13 protein-coding genes and 1 pseudogene are annotated in these 16355 nt (G+C 71.6%); 9 read left to right on the top strand and 5 right to left on the bottom strand.

Annotated features, from left to right (window positions below; genetic code table 11):
* From OG331_RS16665 to OG331_RS16640, 6 genes are all read left to right on the top strand, one after another.
* On the top strand, nucleotides 1-405 hold the full coding sequence (locus OG331_RS16665) for a hypothetical protein (protein ID WP_406196836.1): 405 nt from the start codon (nucleotides 1-3) through the stop codon (nucleotides 403-405).
* Nucleotides 406-461: 56 nt separating this feature from the next.
* The gene (locus tag OG331_RS16660; RefSeq protein ID WP_362384445.1) at nucleotides 462-1007 is read left to right on the top strand and encodes a TetR/AcrR family transcriptional regulator; all 546 of its coding nucleotides are present in this window, start codon (nucleotides 462-464) and stop codon (nucleotides 1005-1007) included.
* Nucleotides 1008-1130: 123 nt separating this feature from the next.
* Complete coding sequence (locus OG331_RS16655) at nucleotides 1131-3194, top strand: TolB family protein (RefSeq protein WP_406196833.1); 2064 nt, start codon at nucleotides 1131-1133, stop codon at nucleotides 3192-3194.
* Nucleotides 3195-3220: 26 nt separating this feature from the next.
* Entirely contained in the window at nucleotides 3221-4471 is a 1251-nt protein-coding gene (locus OG331_RS16650; RefSeq protein ID WP_406196831.1) for a TolB family protein, read from the top strand.
* Nucleotides 4472-4778: 307 nt separating this feature from the next.
* Nucleotides 4779-6383, top strand: coding sequence for a citramalate synthase (gene cimA / locus OG331_RS16645; RefSeq protein ID WP_406196829.1), 1605 nt, complete (start codon nucleotides 4779-4781; stop codon nucleotides 6381-6383).
* A 55-nt stretch (nucleotides 6384-6438) separates the two neighbouring features.
* The gene (locus tag OG331_RS16640; RefSeq protein ID WP_406196827.1) at nucleotides 6439-6882 is read left to right on the top strand and encodes a VOC family protein; all 444 of its coding nucleotides are present in this window, start codon (nucleotides 6439-6441) and stop codon (nucleotides 6880-6882) included.
* A gap of 9 nt (nucleotides 6883-6891) precedes the next feature.
* Here OG331_RS16640 and OG331_RS16635 read toward each other — a convergent pair whose 3' ends face one another.
* Nucleotides 6892-8790 (bottom strand): ricin-type beta-trefoil lectin domain protein, encoded by a 1899-nt coding sequence (locus OG331_RS16635; RefSeq protein WP_406196825.1) that lies wholly within the window; start codon nucleotides 8788-8790, stop codon nucleotides 6892-6894.
* Between the two features lie 445 nt (nucleotides 8791-9235).
* Here OG331_RS16635 and OG331_RS16630 point away from each other — a divergent pair.
* Nucleotides 9236-9877, top strand: a pseudogene (locus OG331_RS16630) (glycoside hydrolase family 3 protein); the annotation flags it as partial.
* A gap of 105 nt (nucleotides 9878-9982) precedes the next feature.
* Nucleotides 9983-11329: a hypothetical protein gene (locus OG331_RS16625; RefSeq protein WP_406196823.1), complete on the top strand. Its 1347-nt coding sequence runs from the start codon at nucleotides 9983-9985 to the stop codon at nucleotides 11327-11329.
* A gap of 57 nt (nucleotides 11330-11386) precedes the next feature.
* On the opposite strand, the gene OG331_RS16620 is transcribed toward OG331_RS16625, so the two are convergent.
* Nucleotides 11387-11965, bottom strand: a complete 579-nt coding sequence (locus OG331_RS16620; RefSeq protein WP_406196821.1) for a cysteine hydrolase family protein — start codon at nucleotides 11963-11965, stop codon at nucleotides 11387-11389.
* A gap of 184 nt (nucleotides 11966-12149) precedes the next feature.
* Between OG331_RS16620 and OG331_RS16615 the strand changes: the two genes are divergently transcribed.
* Entirely contained in the window at nucleotides 12150-13166 is a 1017-nt protein-coding gene (locus tag OG331_RS16615; protein ID WP_406196819.1) for a GlxA family transcriptional regulator, read from the top strand.
* A 123-nt stretch (nucleotides 13167-13289) separates the two neighbouring features.
* Here OG331_RS16615 and OG331_RS16610 read toward each other — a convergent pair whose 3' ends face one another.
* The 3 genes from OG331_RS16610 to OG331_RS16600 all read right to left on the bottom strand — a co-directional run bounded on the left by OG331_RS16610 (nucleotide 13290) and on the right by OG331_RS16600 (nucleotide 16281).
* Nucleotides 13290-14072, bottom strand: coding sequence for a S1 family peptidase (locus tag OG331_RS16610; RefSeq protein ID WP_406196817.1), 783 nt, complete (start codon nucleotides 14070-14072; stop codon nucleotides 13290-13292).
* Nucleotides 14073-14278: 206 nt separating this feature from the next.
* On the bottom strand, nucleotides 14279-14512 hold the full coding sequence (locus OG331_RS16605; protein WP_406196815.1) for a hypothetical protein: 234 nt from the start codon (nucleotides 14510-14512) through the stop codon (nucleotides 14279-14281).
* A 575-nt stretch (nucleotides 14513-15087) separates the two neighbouring features.
* The gene (locus tag OG331_RS16600) at nucleotides 15088-16281 is read right to left on the bottom strand and encodes a Cmx/CmrA family chloramphenicol efflux MFS transporter (protein ID WP_406196812.1); all 1194 of its coding nucleotides are present in this window, start codon (nucleotides 16279-16281) and stop codon (nucleotides 15088-15090) included.
* Nucleotides 16282-16355: the final 74 nt, after the last annotated feature.

The following is a 16355-nucleotide window of genomic DNA, read 5'->3' as shown; positions in this document are numbered from 1 at the left end:
GTGAACGTACTGCTCTGCGCCACCTGCGGAACCCGGCTGACCGAGCCGGTCCGGCGGCTCGACGAGATGCCCCCGTGTCCCGACCGGGACGGGTTCGCGGACGCGGACAAGCCGCGGCCCGGACCGGCGAGCGTCCCGCGTGGGGCGTACACCGTCGACCCGCACCCCTTCGGCGCGCCGTACGTGCCGTACGAGGGGCCCGCAGGCGAGTACGACGGGGTCTTTCCGGGCGGTGGGTGGAAGTCCGACGCGCGGGGCCTGCTGGTCTCCGCGGGATCACGCGGCACCTATGTCCTGCACCCGCTCGACGCCGTCGGCCTCGCACCCCATGCCGACGCCACCCGCCTCATCGGGTACGAGACCCGGCTCGTCCCGGACGCCGTCCGTGTGGAGGCCGTCGCGTGACCCCCGCCCGCCGCCGTACCCCCGCCCCGCCCCGCGAGGACGTCCTCGCCGCCGCCATGGAGATGATCGCCGAACGCGGCCTGGAGAAGCTCACCATGGCCGCCCTCGGCCGTGAGGTCGGGATGAGCAGCGGCCATCTCCTCTACTACTTCCACTCCAAGGACGAGCTGCTGCTGCGGACCCTGGAGTGGAGCGAGGGCCGGCTCGGCGCCGAGCGCGGGCGGCTGCTCACCCGGACCGCCTCCGCCCGCGAACGCCTCGACGCATACGTCGACCTGTACGTCCCCGACGGCCACCGCGACCCCCACTGGACGCTGTGGCTGGAGGTCTGGAACCGCTCGCAGAACGCCGACGACGACGCCCGCGACCGCCAGGCCGCCATCGAGGGCGCCTGGCACCGCGACCTGGTGGCGCTGCTGGCGGAGGGGGTGTCGAGGGGCGAGTTCCGAGCGGTCGACCCGGACCGTTTCGCCGCCCGACTGCGGGCCCTGCTGGACGGCTTCTCCATCCATGTGGCCATCGGGCTGCGGGGCACGGACCGGGGGACGATTCTCGGCCACGTACGGGAGTTCCTGGACGAGGGCCTCCTCGCGGACGCCTGACCTCCTGCCCGGGTTGTACGCAATAAGACCGATTGACCCTGTGGCCGGTGATGCGTTTGCCTCGTTGCGAACTCCCGGCGGGGGCCGGGTGGTGGAGCGTCGGCGGGGACCACAGGGGGGAACATGTCCGGAGTCGCACGTGTGTCCAGAGCCTCGTTAGGCGCGGCCCTGCTGCTCGCGCTCGCCGGGACGGCGGCCCCGAGCGCCGACGCGGCGCCCCGCCCGCCGCTCGTCGAACGCGTCAGCACCGCCGCCGACGGCACCCAGGCCGACGGCTCCTCGAACGACGCCGCGATCAGCGCGGACGGCCGTCATGCCGCGTTCGTGTCCACCGCGCCGAGCTTCGGCTGCGCGCACTTCACCCCGTGCCTGCTCGTGAAGGACCTGGCCGGCGGCGGGGTCACCAGGATCGACCTCGGCAGCGGTTACACGTACGGTTCGCCGATGCCGAGCGCCGACGGGAGCCGTATCGCCTTCTCCGCGGGCACCCGGTTCCTCGCGCCCTACCTGTACGACCGCGCCACCGGCCGCGCGGAGCGGCTGTGGCCCGAGAACCCGCCCGGCTCCAACGAGTTGGGGCGCGTGCAGTCCCTCAGCCCGGACGGCACGCACGTCGCGTACACCATCGGCAACCGCAACGGCTCGGAGAACTTCCGGCTGCTGTACGTCCGCGACACGGCCACCGGCACCGACGAACTGATCTCACCGGCCGAGGAGGGCGACAAACCCGGGGCCTCGGTGAGCGGCGACGGCGAGCGGGTCGCCTACTCCGTCCGCAGCGGCTCCGAGGAGGACCCGGCCGACGTCTTCGTCAAGGACCGGGCGACGGGCGAGCGGACCCAGGTCGACACGGACCTCGGCGCCGCCTTCCTGGTCCGCATCACGGCGGACGGCCGTCGCGTCCTCCTCGAAGCGGAGGGTGGCCTGTACGTCCACGACCTGGGCGCGGGCACCTCGCGGCGGGTGGCCGAGGGGACGACGTCCGCCGTCACGGCGGACGGCCGGTACGCGGTCGTCTCGGGCGCGGACGGCACGCGGGTGCGCGATCTGCGGACCGGGCTGCGCGGCGCCGCCCTGCCACCGAGCGCCCAGGTCATGGAGGGCGCGCTGGCCGACAAGGGGCGTGCGATGGCGTTCAGTTCGACGGCATCCCACCTGGTGCCGGGCGACACCAACGCGGAGTCGGACGTGTTCGTCTTCTCCGGCCCACTCCGCAAGAACCCGGCCCCGATGCCGTCCGTCACCGAGCGGATCAGCATGACGGGAGACGGACAGCAGCGGCCCGAGGCGTCGTACGACCCGGTGATGGGTGCGGACAAGGTCGTCGCGTTCACGTCGGACGACAACGTCTTCGTCAACGCGGCCGGCGGTATCGGCCAGGTCAACTCCGGCACACAGAAGCCGGCGTCCGAGGGCACGCCCTGCTCCAGCGGACGCATGGTCGGCTATGCGGCCCCTTACGACCCCGACGGCGGTCCGGGCGTCCACGTCCGCAACCGCTCGGTCGGCAAGCTGACCAGCCTGGGTTCCTACCAGGGCGTCCGCTTCACCTGGATGGGACAGCCCGCGGTGGATCCCAGCTGCCAGTGGATCACCTACACCGCCACACTGCCCGCGACCGACGCCGACCCGCATCCGCAATCCCGCGTCTACCGCTTCCGCTTCAACGGCGGCACCACCGACGCCGTCAGCGCGCCCACGGGCGAGGCGGCGGGCAACCCCTCCATCAGCTACGACGGCCGGTACATCGCCTTCGAACAGGGCGGCGGCGTCCACGTCGCCGACCTGGACGCCGGCGCCCTGGAGCAGACCGGAGCCGAAGGTGCCTCAGCGCCTTCCCTGAGCGGGGACGGCCGCCGGGTCGCCTTCCGGCAGGGCAACGAGATCCACGTCCGTGACCTCGACGCGGGGACGACGACTCGGGTCAGGGGCACCGAGCCCTCGCTCTCCGGAAGCGGTACGCACCTCGCGTACACCTCGCGAGACGCCGTGTACCTGCTCGAACTCGCCACCGGACAACGACAGTTGGTCAGCGTCGACCGCTGGGGCGGCCGCAACGACCTCCCGGCCCGGCACCCCTCCGTCAACGCCGACGGCACTGTCGTCGCGTTCGAGTCGGCGTCACCCGATCTGGTGGAGGGGGACACCAACGGGGTGCCGGACGTCTTCCTGCGGACAGTTCAATGACAACGACCATCAACGGGGGAACAACCATGCACAGCACCAAGCGAGTTGTCGCGCTCGCCATCGCCCTGGCCGCCGCGACGGCGACGCTGTCGGGCACGTCGGCGGGCGCCGCACCCAGGGCGCCGTACACCGAGAAGGCGAGCGTGGCCCCGGACGGCACGGACGGCAACCGTGGCTCCAACGGGCAGAGCCTGAGCGCCGACGGCCGCCATCTGGCGTTCGTCTCCGACGCCGACAATCTCGTCGCGGGCGACTCCAACGGCGTCGCCGACGCGTTCGTGCGCGACCTGCGGACCGGCGTCACCCGTCTGGCGAGCACCGCGGCGGACGGCAGCCCGGGGGAGGCGAACGTCCTGGACGTCTCGCTGAGCGCCGACGGCCGGTACCTGGCGTTCACGTCCAACCCCACCTACAACACCGCCGACAACCACATCTTCGTCAAGGACCTGCGGACCGGCGCCCTCCAGCGGATCGACGACGCCGTCGACACGGGCTACAGCGCCGCCGGCATGCCCGCCCTCAGCGCCGACGGCCGCTACCTCGCCTTCGTCGCCCTGCACACCAGCGACGCGGGGCCTGCGGGCGACCGGTCGAACCGGGTCTACCGTGTCGACCGGGTCACCGGCGAGCGGGTCCGCATCAGCCAGGTCCCCGGCGAGGGCGCCTGGAAGTCCGCCGCCACCCAGCCGACCATCAGCGCGGACGGCACCAAGGTCGGCTACCGGTTCTTCGTGCCGTACCCCACCCGGGGCGACTGGAGCGACGCCTACGTCCGTGACGTGCGCAGCGGCGAACTGACCCAGGTCGACAAGGCGCCGGACGGCACGGTGTCCGACGGGCACACCGAGTACCCGCAGGTCAGCGCCGACGGCCGGTACGCGGTGTTCAACTCGCTGGACTCGCAGCTGACGCCGGGCGACACCAACGGCACCCACAACGTCTTCGTCCGTGATCTGAAGACGGGGGACCTGGGCCGCATCGACGCCGCCGACCCCGCCGCCTACACCGGCTTTGCCCGGCTCAGCGCCGACAGCAGGTACCTCGCGTTCGGCTCGGCAGCCCCGAACAGCGCACGTCAGGTGTACGTGCGCGACCTGCGTACCGGACGCACGGAGCTCGTCAGCGCCGCGGCACAGGGCGGCCCGAGCGCCGACTACGCGGAGTACCCGGTGATCGACCGGCACGGCCGCACGGTCGCCTTCAGCAGCCGGGGCGCCGACCTCGTGCCGGACGACACCGAGGACACCACGCACGTCTACGTCCGCCACCTGCGGTGATCAGCGCAGTGCTCGCATCCTGAGACGGACGGTGAGCGCGGGGGCGACTTGTGCCAGACTGCCCCCGTGCTCTCGTTCGCCATGATTATTGGCAGCAGGCGCGCCGGTCCGCAGTGACCACCACGTACGACCAGGTACGGGTGGACACCGTCGTCCTCGACCCGCGCGCAGACCTCTCGCACCCGCGAGAGGTTTTTCTGTTTCCCGGCCCACCCGCAGCCGGGCGGAGAGCGTGAGGGACCATAGGTGGGGACGGTGGAGCCGGTCATTCCGGTAGACCGAGATCCAATACAGGAGCCTTACGACCATGTCGGTAACCAGCGAGCTCGACGACTCGTTCCACGTCTTCGACACCACCCTGCGCGACGGCGCCCAGCGGGAGGGCATCAACCTCACCGTCGCCGACAAGCTGGCCATCGCCCGTCACCTGGACGACTTCGGCGTGGGCTTCATCGAGGGCGGCTGGCCCGGCGCCAACCCCCGTGACACCGAGTTCTTCGCGCGCGCCCAGCAGGAGATCACCTTCCGGCACGCCCAGCTGGTCGCGTTCGGCTCCACCCGCCGCGCGGGCGCCAAGGCGTCCGAGGACCCGCAGGTCAGGGCGCTGGTGGAGTCCGGCGCCCCGGTGGTCACCCTGGTCGCGAAGTCCCACGACCGGCATGTCGAGCTCGCCCTGCGCACCACGCTGGAGGAGAACCTCGCCATGGTCGGCGACACGGTGTCGTACCTGCGCGAGCAGGGCCGCCGTGTCTTCGTCGACTGCGAGCACTTCTTCGACGGCTACCGCGCCAACCCCGAGTACGCCAAAGCCGTCGTCCGTACGGCCTCGGAGGCCGGCGCGGACGTCGTCATCCTGTGCGACACCAACGGCGGCATGCTCCCCGCCCAGGTCCAGGCGGTCGTCTCGACGGTCATCGCCGACACCGGCGCCCGGCTCGGCATCCACACCCAGGACGACACCGGCTGCGCGGTCGCCAACACCCTCGCGGCCGTCGACGCGGGCGCGACCCACGTCCAGTGCACGGCCAACGGCTACGGCGAGCGGGTCGGCAACGCCAACCTCTTCCCGGTGGTGGCGGCCCTGGAGCTGAAGTACGGCAAGAAGGTCCTTCCCGACGGCCACCTGCGTGAGATGACCCGCATCTCGCACGCCATCGCCGAGGTCGTGAACCTCACGCCGTCCACGCACCAGCCGTACGTCGGCGTCTCCGCCTTCGCGCACAAGGCCGGCCTGCACGCCTCCGCGATCAAGGTCGACCCGGACCTGTACCAGCACATCGACCCCGAGCAGGTCGGCAACACCATGCGGATGCTGGTCTCCGACATGGCGGGCCGCGCGTCGATCGAGCTCAAGGGCAAGGAGCTCGGCATCGACCTGGGCGGCGACCGGGAACTGGTCGGCCGGGTGGTCGAGCGGGTGAAGGAGCGCGAGCTCGAGGGCTACACGTACGAGGCCGCCGACGCCAGCTTCGAACTCCTGCTCCGCACCGAGGTCGAGGGCAAGCCCCTGAAGTACTTCCAGGTCGAGTCCTGGCGCGCGATCGTCGAGGACCGCCCCGACGGCAGCCACGCCAACGAGGCCACGGTCAAGCTCTTCGCCAAGGGCGAGCGCATCGTCGCCACGGCGGAGGGCAACGGCCCGGTCAACGCCCTCGACCGCGCGCTGCGGGTGGCGCTGGAGAAGATCTACCCGCAGCTCGCCAAGCTGGACCTCGTCGACTACAAGGTCCGCATCCTGGAGGGCGTGCACGGCACCCAGTCCACGACCCGTGTCCTGATCTCCACGTCCGACGGGGCGGGCGAATGGTCCACGGTCGGTGTCGCCGAGAACGTCATCGCGGCGTCGTGGCAGGCGCTGGAGGACGCGTACACGTACGGTCTGCTGCGGGCCGGGGTGACGCCGGCCGAGTAGGCCGAACGGACCTCGCCACCTGCGCCGCGCCCGTCGTCCACGGTACAGTTGAGCCATGGACGACAAGGACGTCACGGACACGGACGCCCGGCACTTCCTGGCCCGGGGGCAGGTGGCGAGCCGCCTGCCCGCCCAGGACCTGGAGCGGGCCCGGCGTTTCTACTCCGAGAAGCTCGGTCTGGACCCGGTCGACGAACGGCCGGGCGGGCTGCTGTACCGGTGCGGCGGCACGGAGTTCGCCGTGTACCAGTCGACCGGAGCCTCCCCCGGTACGTTCACCCAGATGGGGTGGCAGGTCGAGGACGTCGAGGCGGTCGTCGCGGAACTCGGGCGGCGCGGCGTCGAGTTCGAGGACGTCGACGTGCCTGGGCTCCGCACGACGAACGGCATCGCCGAAGTCCAGGGCCACTACCCGAGCAAGGGCTTCCGCGGGGAGCGCGCCGCCTGGTTCCACGACAGCGAGGGCAACCTGCTCGGCATCGGCGAGCCGTTCGCCTGAGCCGGCGCCCTACTGCAGACGCCATTTCTGGTTCGCGGCGCCCGTGCAGCTCCAGATCTGCGCGCGGGCGCCGTTCGCCGAGGAGTTGTCCGCCACGTCGAGACACTTGTCCGCGGCGCGGTTGACCACATCGCCCGTCGTGGCGTTGTACGACCACGCTTGCGCCCCCGACCCGTTGCAGCCGTACAGCTGCACCTTCGCCCCGTTCGCGGTCGCGCCGGACGTGACGTCCAGGCACTTGCCCAGTGCCTGCACCGACCCGTCGGCCTGTACGGTCCACCGCTGGGCGGTCGAGCCGTTGCAGTCGTAGAGCTGCACCGCCGTACCGTCGGCCGACGAACCGCCCGCCACGTCCAGGCACTTACCGGCGAGACCCGCCAACGCCCCCGACTGCGACGGGCCCTCGGTCTGCGTGCCCGACCAGGTGAACGTCGCCGACGTCTTGCCGGGCAGCGAGTAAGTGGCGTGCTGTGAACCCCAGTTGATCGTCACGGTCCTGGCGGCCGAAGAGTCGTTGTAGGCGATCAGCGCCTTGGATCCGTCGGGGTTGCGCCACGCCACGTTCGGTACCGACGACGACGCCGTGGACGCGATGCGCTGGGCGCCCGGCTTCACGAACTTCGTCAGATGGCCCATCGTGTAGTACTCGACGGTGTAGTCGACCTGCCCGTGCCGGGAGTCCCCGTTGTGGACGGTGATCAGACCGTCGCAGGTCCCGCAGCCGCCGTTGTGCGGACCCCGGTTCTGGTCCAGCGCGAGCGACCACTTGGTCACCGACTTCGCCCAGTTCCGGGTGTAGTCGATGATGTTCATCATGTCCTCGCGCTGCTGGTTCGCGATCCAGGTGCCACCGGAGTGCTCGGTGCCGAAGGCGTCCAGCTGCGGATACTGGTTGTGCACCTGCGTCTGCTTGGCCACGTCACCGCCGTAGCCGTGCCAGGCGATCCCGCCGAAGTTCGGGTGGTTGCGGACCGCCGCGTCGTCGACCGTCTGCGCGGCGTAGGCGTCGTAGGTGTCCCAGTTCCAGTCGTGCGCCAGCACCTTCGTCGACAGCCCGGCGTTCTGGAGCTTCGGCAGCAGCTCGTTCTTCGTGAAGTACGCGAGCCCGCTCGCGTTCCAGCTCATCGACGGATAGCCCGAGCAGCAGGTCGGCTCGTTCTGCGCGGTGACGTACGAGATCGGGATGCCCTGGGCCTGGTAGGCCTGCACGTACTTCACGAAGTACGAGGCGTACGCCCCGTAGTGCTCCGCCTTCAGCCAGCCGCCGTTGAGCTGCCCGTTGTCCTTCATCCAGGCGGGCGCCGTCCACGGCGAGGCCATCACGGTGAGCCCCGGGTTGAGCTGACGCGCCTGCTTCGTCAGCGGCACGACGTCCTGGAGATCGTGGGCGATCGAGAACTCGGAGAGGTCAGGGTCGGTCTGCCCGGCGGGCATGTCGTCGTACGTGTAGCCGAAGCGGGCGAGGTCCGAGCCGCCCATGGGGTTGCGCAGGAACGACAGTCCGATGCCCTCCGTGGGGGAGAACAGTTTGCGCATGGTCTCGTCCCGCGTGGCCTGCGACAACGCGCCGCTGCCGTCCATCAGCCAGGCCGCGGTGTCCGTGAAGGACGCGCCGCCGCCGGTGAAGGACTGGTAGCGGGTGTTCTCGTCGACGGTGATGTTCTCACCGCTGCCGCCGGAGCCGGCCTGGAAGGCGAACGGCGTCTGCGGCTGGAGTCCGCGGGTCACATGGCGTCCGCCGGTGTCGTCCGTCGTGGTGAGCCAGGCGGTGACCTGTTCGCCGGCGGCCTGCGCGGGTGCGGCCGCCGTGAAGCCGGCCGTGGTGAGGAGCCCGGCGAGCAGCAGCCCGAGCGTCCGGGTGGACCGAGGGGATGGCGTGGATCGCGTGGATCGAGTGGATCTCCTCATGGAGCGCCGCCCTTCTGGCGGTGGGGGATGGGGGCGTGCGAGGCGTGAGTAAATGACGGGCTCGCATGCGCGTCAAGGGGTCGCGCGTTCATGAGGTGAAGGGGCAACGGCACTGCTCCGGCCAGGAGTTGAGTGCGCACCGGGTCTGACGTGAAGTCTTGACGCCAATCGGCGCTCCCAGTTAACTCAAGGCGTGAGGTAAGTCATAAGCGGGCCATGAGAGTCGAGGGACGTTCCATGCGAAGAACCGCCCTGCTCGTCTCCGTCGCCCGCGACGACGCGCCCGAGGGCGAGAGGGTCCTCTCCGGCAGCCACGTGAAGGCCTACCGCACGGAGCACGGACTACCAGCCCGTCGGCGGCATCGACCACATCCTCGGGCTCACCGGGACCTGGGGCCACGCCGTCACCCTCCCGGTCGGCGTCAGGGGCCGGTTCGCCATGGACGGCCATGACGTCGGCGTGGTCGTCGTCGGCGAGACCCCGTACGCCGAGGGTGTCGGTGACGTCGGCAACGGCAACGGCCTGGAGCTGAGCGCCGCCGACCGGGCCGCCGTCGACCAGGTGTGCGGCGCCATGAAGTGCGCGGTGCTGATCGTCTCCGGGCGTCCGCAGCTGGTCGACGACGAGCGGCTCGCCGGGATCGACGCGCTGGTCGCGTCCTGGCTGCCGGGCACCGAGGGAGACGGCGTGGCGGACGTGCTGTACGGGAAGCGCGCCTTCACCGGGCAACTCCCCGTCACCTGGCCGAAGCCGGAGGCACAGCTGCCGATCAACGTCGGGGACAGCGCGTACGACCCGAGGTTCCCGTACGGCTGGGGCCTGACCACGCTGACCAAGGTGCCGGGAGGGGGCGCCTCGACCCTGAGGGCGCTCGGCATCGCGGCCCGGGCGGCCGAGAGGGCCGGGGCGCAGCAGGCGGGCCGTGCGCTCGTCACCAAGGCCCGGCTGATCGTCCAGGAGAAGGCCGCCCGCACGGGGATCACCGAGGCGGTCGTGGAGCCCTTCGCCGAGGCCGATCATCTGCTGCTGACGGGCCGGTACGGGGCGGCGGTGGAGAGGCTGAGCGCGGCGTACCGCGCGGCCTGAGCCGCCGTACGGTACGCGGCGGCTGCCGTGGGGGCGCCGGGCCCGGTGGGAATCCAGCCACCTGGACCGGCGCCTTTGCCCGTTCCATCAGGTAGCGTCGAGAGTATGAGGACTCCGCTCTTCCGGGGACTCATGCGCTTGCTGATCGTGCCGGTCGCCGCAACCGCGGCGGTGCTTGTGGCCGGCCCGCCCGGCGCACATGCGGCCACGGATGTCTCCCGGGTTGCCGAGGCGCTGCGCGATGATCCCGTCTACGTGGATCCCGCAGCCTCGGACCAGCTGTCGTCGGCCGACGCGGAAGCGCTCGCCGACAAGATCAAGGACGCCGACAAACCGATCTTCATCGCCGTCCTGCCGGCCGACCAGCCGACCAGGAACCTGCTGCTGAACCTCCGCACGGAAACCGGTGTGACGGGCCTGTACGGCGTCCACGTCGGTGACCGGTTCGACGCGGCGGCCGACTCCTCGGTGATGTCCCGCCAAGCTGTGGACAACCTGGTCTCCTCGGTGCAGACCGCCGGCGACCCCAAGGCCCAGCTGAACGACTTCGTCGACTCGGCCCTGCGCAACGTGAACGGCACGGCCCCGGCCAGCTGGAGTGACGGTGGGGCCGGCGACGGCTTCGACGCCGGCGGTCTGATCGCCGTCGGCGTGGTGCTGGCGGCGGGCGGCGCGGGCGCGTACGCGCTGGTCAAGCGCAACCGGCGGCGCCGCGAGGCGGAGCAGCAGGCGGCGCTGGACAAGCTGCGGGTCGTGGTCGACGAGGACATCACCGCCTTCGGTGAGGAACTGGACCGCCTGGACTTCCACCCGGGCGAAGCCGGCGCCGACGACGCGATGCGCGTGGACTACGAGAGCGCCCTGGACGCCTACGAAAAGGCGAAACGGCTGATGGACTCGGCCCGCAAACCGGAGGACGTCAAAGCAGTCACCCAGGCCCTGGCGGACGGCCGCTTCTCCCTCACCCAGCTGGCCGCCCGCCGGGAACACCAGCCCCTGCCCGAACGCCGTCCGCCCTGCTTCTTCGACCCGCGGCACGGCCCGGCGGTTGCCGACGAGACCTGGACCCCGCCCGGCGGCAGCGCCCGCGAGGTGCCGGTCTGCGCGGCCGACCGAACCCGCCTCTCCGAAGGCCGCGACCCCGTGATCCGCGAGGTCGACACCGAGTACGGCCGCCGCCCTTACTGGGATGCCGGCCCGGCCTACGGCCCCTGGGCGGGCGGCTACTTCGGCGGCGGCATCCTCCCGGGCCTCCTCATCGGCACCCTGCTCGGCAGCATGATGGCCACGCCCGCCTACGCCGCCGACTACGGCGGGGGCGACGGCTACGGCGGTGGCGGCTACGAGGGCGGCGACGTCTCCGGCGCCGACTTCGACAGCGGGGACTTCGGGGGCGGGTTCGGCGGCGGGGACTTCGGTGGGGGAGGAGGGTTCGACGGCGGAGGGTTCTGAGGATCCCTGTGTTCCGCCGCGATCAAGGGGACGGACGCGGGCCCGGTGCGCGCCGTGTCAGGCCAGCTCCCTTGCGGAGGCGACCACGACGCCGTACGCGTCGGCGATGGCCGCCAGCGCACTGCGGTGCAGCTCGTCGGCGGACACGTCCACGATCGACCGGGTGGCGCAGGCGTCCGCGGGCACGGTCGGCTTGTTGCCGCGCAGGGCCGCGGACGCCGTCGTGTACGCGACGCACATGTGGGTCATGAACCCGGCGACGATCACCGTCTCGTTCCCCGCCTCGTCCACGAGCTTGCCGAGGTCGGTCCCGTGGAAGGAGTCCGGGGCCTGCTTGACGACCACGGACTCGCCCTCGACGGGCGCGACGGCGGGGTGTATCCGGCCGATCTCCGTGCGGATGTCGTACAGCGAACCCTCGCCGTCGTCGTGCTGGACGTGGATGACCTCGGCTCCCGCCTCGCGGGCCCGGGACAGCAGATCCGACGCCGCTTCCAGGGCGGGCTTCCAGCCGTCGAGTTCCATCGCACCGCGGGTGTAGGTGTTCTGGTAGTCGACGAGGATCAGCGTCGAGGACGCGAGGGTCGCGGGGGTGGCGTCGGCACCGCCGAGTTCGCGCAGCGTCTTGCTGGCCACAGCACTTCTCCAGGGGTTGGGGGAGGGACGTGAGGTTCCGAGGGCTGGTTGAACGAGTTGAACCGCTGCTCAACAGCCTGTTGAACACGTATGCGACGCTATGACCCGCACCGGGCTGTCGGCAATGACGTGCAGTTCGCAGAAACCGACACCCGCGTGCGCGAGCGAGGCAGGGGGGCACAGGGTGGGGGCCGTGAACCGGTTGATCGTGATCGTGCTGTTCGAGGGCGTCGACCTCCTCGACGTCACCGGCCCGCCGGAGGTGTTCTCCCTCGTCCCGCACGAAACCACCGGGCGCGTCGGCTACGAGGTCGTACTGGCCGCCGAGACGACCGCGCCGGTGACGACGGCGGCCGGCGTGCGGATCCTGCCCGACACCACGTTCTCCGAAGTCGCCGAACGGGCCATCGACACCCTCCTGGTCCCCGGCTCCGTCGAGGTGGACGGCGAGCGCCGCATCCACCCCGTCACCGACCCCGGCACGGTGGCCCGGGTGAAGGCGCTGGCCGGCCGTACCCGACGGGTGGCCTCGGTGTGCGTCGGCGCGCACATCCTCGCCGCCGCGGGGCTCCTCGACGGCAAGCGGGCCACCACGCACTGGTCCACCGCGCAGCGGCTCGCCGCCGACCATCCGGCGGTGCGGGTCGACCCGGATCCGATCTTCATCCGCGAGGAGGGCGAGATCTGGACCGGCGCGGGGATCAGCGCCTGCCTGGATCTGTCCCTGGCCCTGGTCGCGGAGGACTTCGGGGAGCAGGTCGCGCTGCGCGTCGCCCGCCAACTCGTGATGTACCTGAAGCGGCCCGGCGGGCAGTCCCAGTTCAGCGTGCCGTTGGAGCCGGTGTCCACGACCAGGCGCATCGAGGACCTCCGGCATCACGTCCTGAACAACCTCGGCCGGCGCCTCACGGTCCCGGACCTGGCCGCGTACGCGCATGTCAGCGACCGCCAGCTGACCCGGATCTTCAAGTCCGAACTCGGCATGACGCCGCACGCCTACATCGAGTCGGCCCGGGTCGAGTTGGCCGGCAACCTGCTGGAGAGCACCGACGCCACGCTGGAACGGGTCGCCACGCTCTGCGGGTTCGGCACCGTCGACACCCTCATCCGGGCATTCCGCCGCCGGCACGCCACGACGCCGAGCGAGTACCGGGCGAGGTTCCGGGCCGCTCCGGTCCGGGTGACGGCCGAAACCGGGTGACGGCCGACGGGTGACGGCCGAAACCGGGTGAGCGAGGCGTGTGCGGCACGGCGCGGCGCGGCGTGGGCCCGGCGTCGGAAGACACCGGGCCCGCGATGCAGCAAGCTCAGACGTGCGGGGAGGTCACAGAGACGACGCCGCGGAGGCGATCGCCGAGGCGAAGGTGGAGACCTCGGTGTAGACGCCGGGGGCGTTCGGGCGGGCGCAGCCTATGCCCCAGCTGACGATGCCGACCTGGATCCAGGCGTTGCTCGCGTCGCGGCGGAACATCGGGCCGCCGGAGTCGCCCTGGCAGGTGTCGACGCCGCCGGACGGGAAGCCGGCGCAGATCTCCTCGTTGGCGATGAGGCCGCTGTAGCCGCTGTAGGAGCGGCACTGGGCGTCGCTGACGAACGGCACGTTGGCCTTGAGCATGTACCGCTGCTGGGCACCGCCCTCGCTGGCCGCGCCCCAGCCGGCCACGGTGAAGGTGCCGGTGTTGTACTGCGAGGTGGTGGCGATCTTCAGCGTCGGCAGGTTGATCGGCTGGGCGAGCTTGATGAGCGCCCAGTCCTTGCCGTCGCCGTTGTAGCCGGGGGCCCGGTACACGTACGTGGAACGGACCTGGACACGGCCGCTGGTGGACTGCAGGTCCACGACGCCGGCGGTGGCGGTGATGCTGGTGTTCGGGCCGGTCGCGCCCACACAGTGCGCGGCGGTGAGCACGATCTGCTGGGTGTAGAGCGCGCCGCCACAGCCCATGGAGAGCCGGACCATGAACGGGAACTCGCCCTGCGAGGCACGGGTTCCGCCGACGACGCGCGAGTCCGCGGCCTGCGCGGCCGAGACGGGCTGAAGGCTGACGATCGCGAGAGCGGCGGCGCCGAGGACCGCGCATCTCTTGAGGGCGGTGAGGAGCTTCTTCAACGTGATGCCTTCCGTGGGGGGTTGGACACGCGAACGTGGAGAGAGAGCTGAAATGTCGGGAGCATGCCAAGCAGGGGGAGTGATCATCTACTGACATGCGCCGGTCAATTCCTCTGCTGGATTATGGGAATCCTGTGACCGCCCCCACAAGGGGCCAATTCCAGCCACGCCGAGTTCAGGCCTTGGCCGGTTCCGGCCATGCCCGCTCAGGCCCCGCGCCTCCCGCCCGAGCCCTCGTCGCGCGCGTACCGCTCCCCGGCGGCATGCCACCAGCCGGGCGGGGACGGCCCGTTGACGACGGCGGCCGGCTGATCGGGATGCAACCCGAGCTGCCACAGGGCACCCGCGGCGACATGGACCGTGACCCACGCCCGCCAGTGCCCGTCGGCCCCCGGCGCACACACACGACCCCAGCGGACCTCGCCCGCCTCGAACGGCATCCAGTCGATGCCGCGCTCCCGCAGTCAGGCGCGCACGGCGGCCAGGGGGTGCAGGAGCGGCTTCCCGATCTCGTACGAGGCGACGGCGACCCAAGCGCGAGCGGGGTGGGGCGTGTCGGTCATGCCGACGATGATGCCCGGGCACGCCTCCCGCCCGCGCCCCGATTTCCACGACCAGACTCACCCCCTCCGGCGAACCCCACCCAGTCGCCGCCCCGCTTGCCTGGTCGGACGCGAGCAGCGGCAGACGCCTGGAGGCACCCGTGCTCGGCCCACACACGGCGACGCCGGCCCTGGCGGGAACCAGGGCAGGACGCCGCGGCGGTCATGCCGGCGAGGACGCCCCCGTACGACTCCCGTCGGCACCCCGGTTCCGCAGCCCGGCCCGGCCGCCCGCCATGCCCGCCGCCACCAGCGACAGCGCGACCAGTTCGGCACTGGCCACACGGGCGTGGGGGTATCCGTGGCCGGCCACGATGTCGAATGGCGCGCACACCCGCACGTCCGGGACCTCACCCGCGGCTAACGGGACGCTGTCGATGCCCGCTCACTCCATCACCGGGACGCCGCGGCGGTCAGGCCGACAGGGACGCCCCGGTACGACTCCCGTCGGCACCCCGGTTCCGCAGCCCGGCCCGGCCGCCCGCCATGCCCGCCACCACCAGCGACAGCGCGACCAGCCCGGCACTGACCCACACCGGTGACCGGTATCCGAGGCCCGTTCCGATGGCCGTGCCGCCGAGCCAAGGTCCCAGTGCCGCGCCCACGTTGAACGCGGCCGTTGCGAAGCCGCCGGACAGGGTGGGGGCGCCGGGGGCGGCGTACAGCGCCTGGGAGATGAGCGTGGACCCGACTCCGAAGGACAGGGCGCCCTGCACGAAGACGAGCCCGAGCGTCAGGGCCGGCGTCCCGGCGCCGAGGGCGAGGGCGCCCCACCCGAGGCACAGGACGCCGCCGCCCCCGACCAGCACCGCACCGGGCCGGCGATCGGCGAACCGTCCCCCGACTCCGACCCCCACGAACGACCCCGCGCCGAACAGGGCGAGCACCACGGGCACCCACCCGTCCGCCAGGCCCGTCACCGTGGTGACCAGGGGCGCGAGATAGGTGAAGGTGCAGAAGGTCGCCCCATTGACGAGGGCACCCAGGAGCAGAGTCAGCCGGAGCCGCGAGCTCCGCAGGGCGCGCAGTTCACCCCGCAGCGCTGGACGTTCCGAGTCGCCCGAGCCGCCGGGTACGGACCGCGCCACGGCCGCCACAGCGGGCAGGGACACCAGGGTCACGGCCCAGAACGCGGCACGCCACCCCCAGAGTTGACCGATCAGCGCCCCCGCCGGGACCCCCACCACACAGGCCAGCGTGACCCCGCCGAGCAGCGTCGACGTGGCCCGGCCCTTGGCCTCCGGCTCGGCCAACGCCACGGCCGTGACGAGGGCGACGGCCAGGAACCCGGCATTGGCGAGCGCCCCGACGACACGGGTGACGACCAGCACCGCGAAGCTGCCGGTCACCGCGCCCACGACATGGACGGCGAGGAAGACCCCCAGAAACCCCAGCAGGGCCCCGCGCCGCGACCACCGTCTCGCGAGGGCGGCCATGAGTGGCGCCCCGACCACCATCCCCACGGCGAAGGCCGAGGTGAGTGCCCCGGCCGCGGGCACCGAGACCCCCAGGTCCCGGGCGATGTCCGGCACCAGCCCGGACAGCATGAACTCGGACGTCCCCTGCGCGAACACGGCGACGCCCAGCAGAAAAAGAGCGAACGGCATGAAGAAACTCCGCAACCCGAAGTCGAAGGTGAAGACGAAACGGCACGTCGAACGGCCGTCCGGCAGCGGAGTGA

Source organism: Streptomyces sp. NBC_01017, from assembly GCF_045162795.1.
Classification (GTDB): Bacteria; Actinomycetota; Actinomycetes; order Streptomycetales; family Streptomycetaceae; genus Streptomyces; species Streptomyces machairae.
This window is presented reverse-complemented; position numbering and strand designations above follow the sequence as displayed.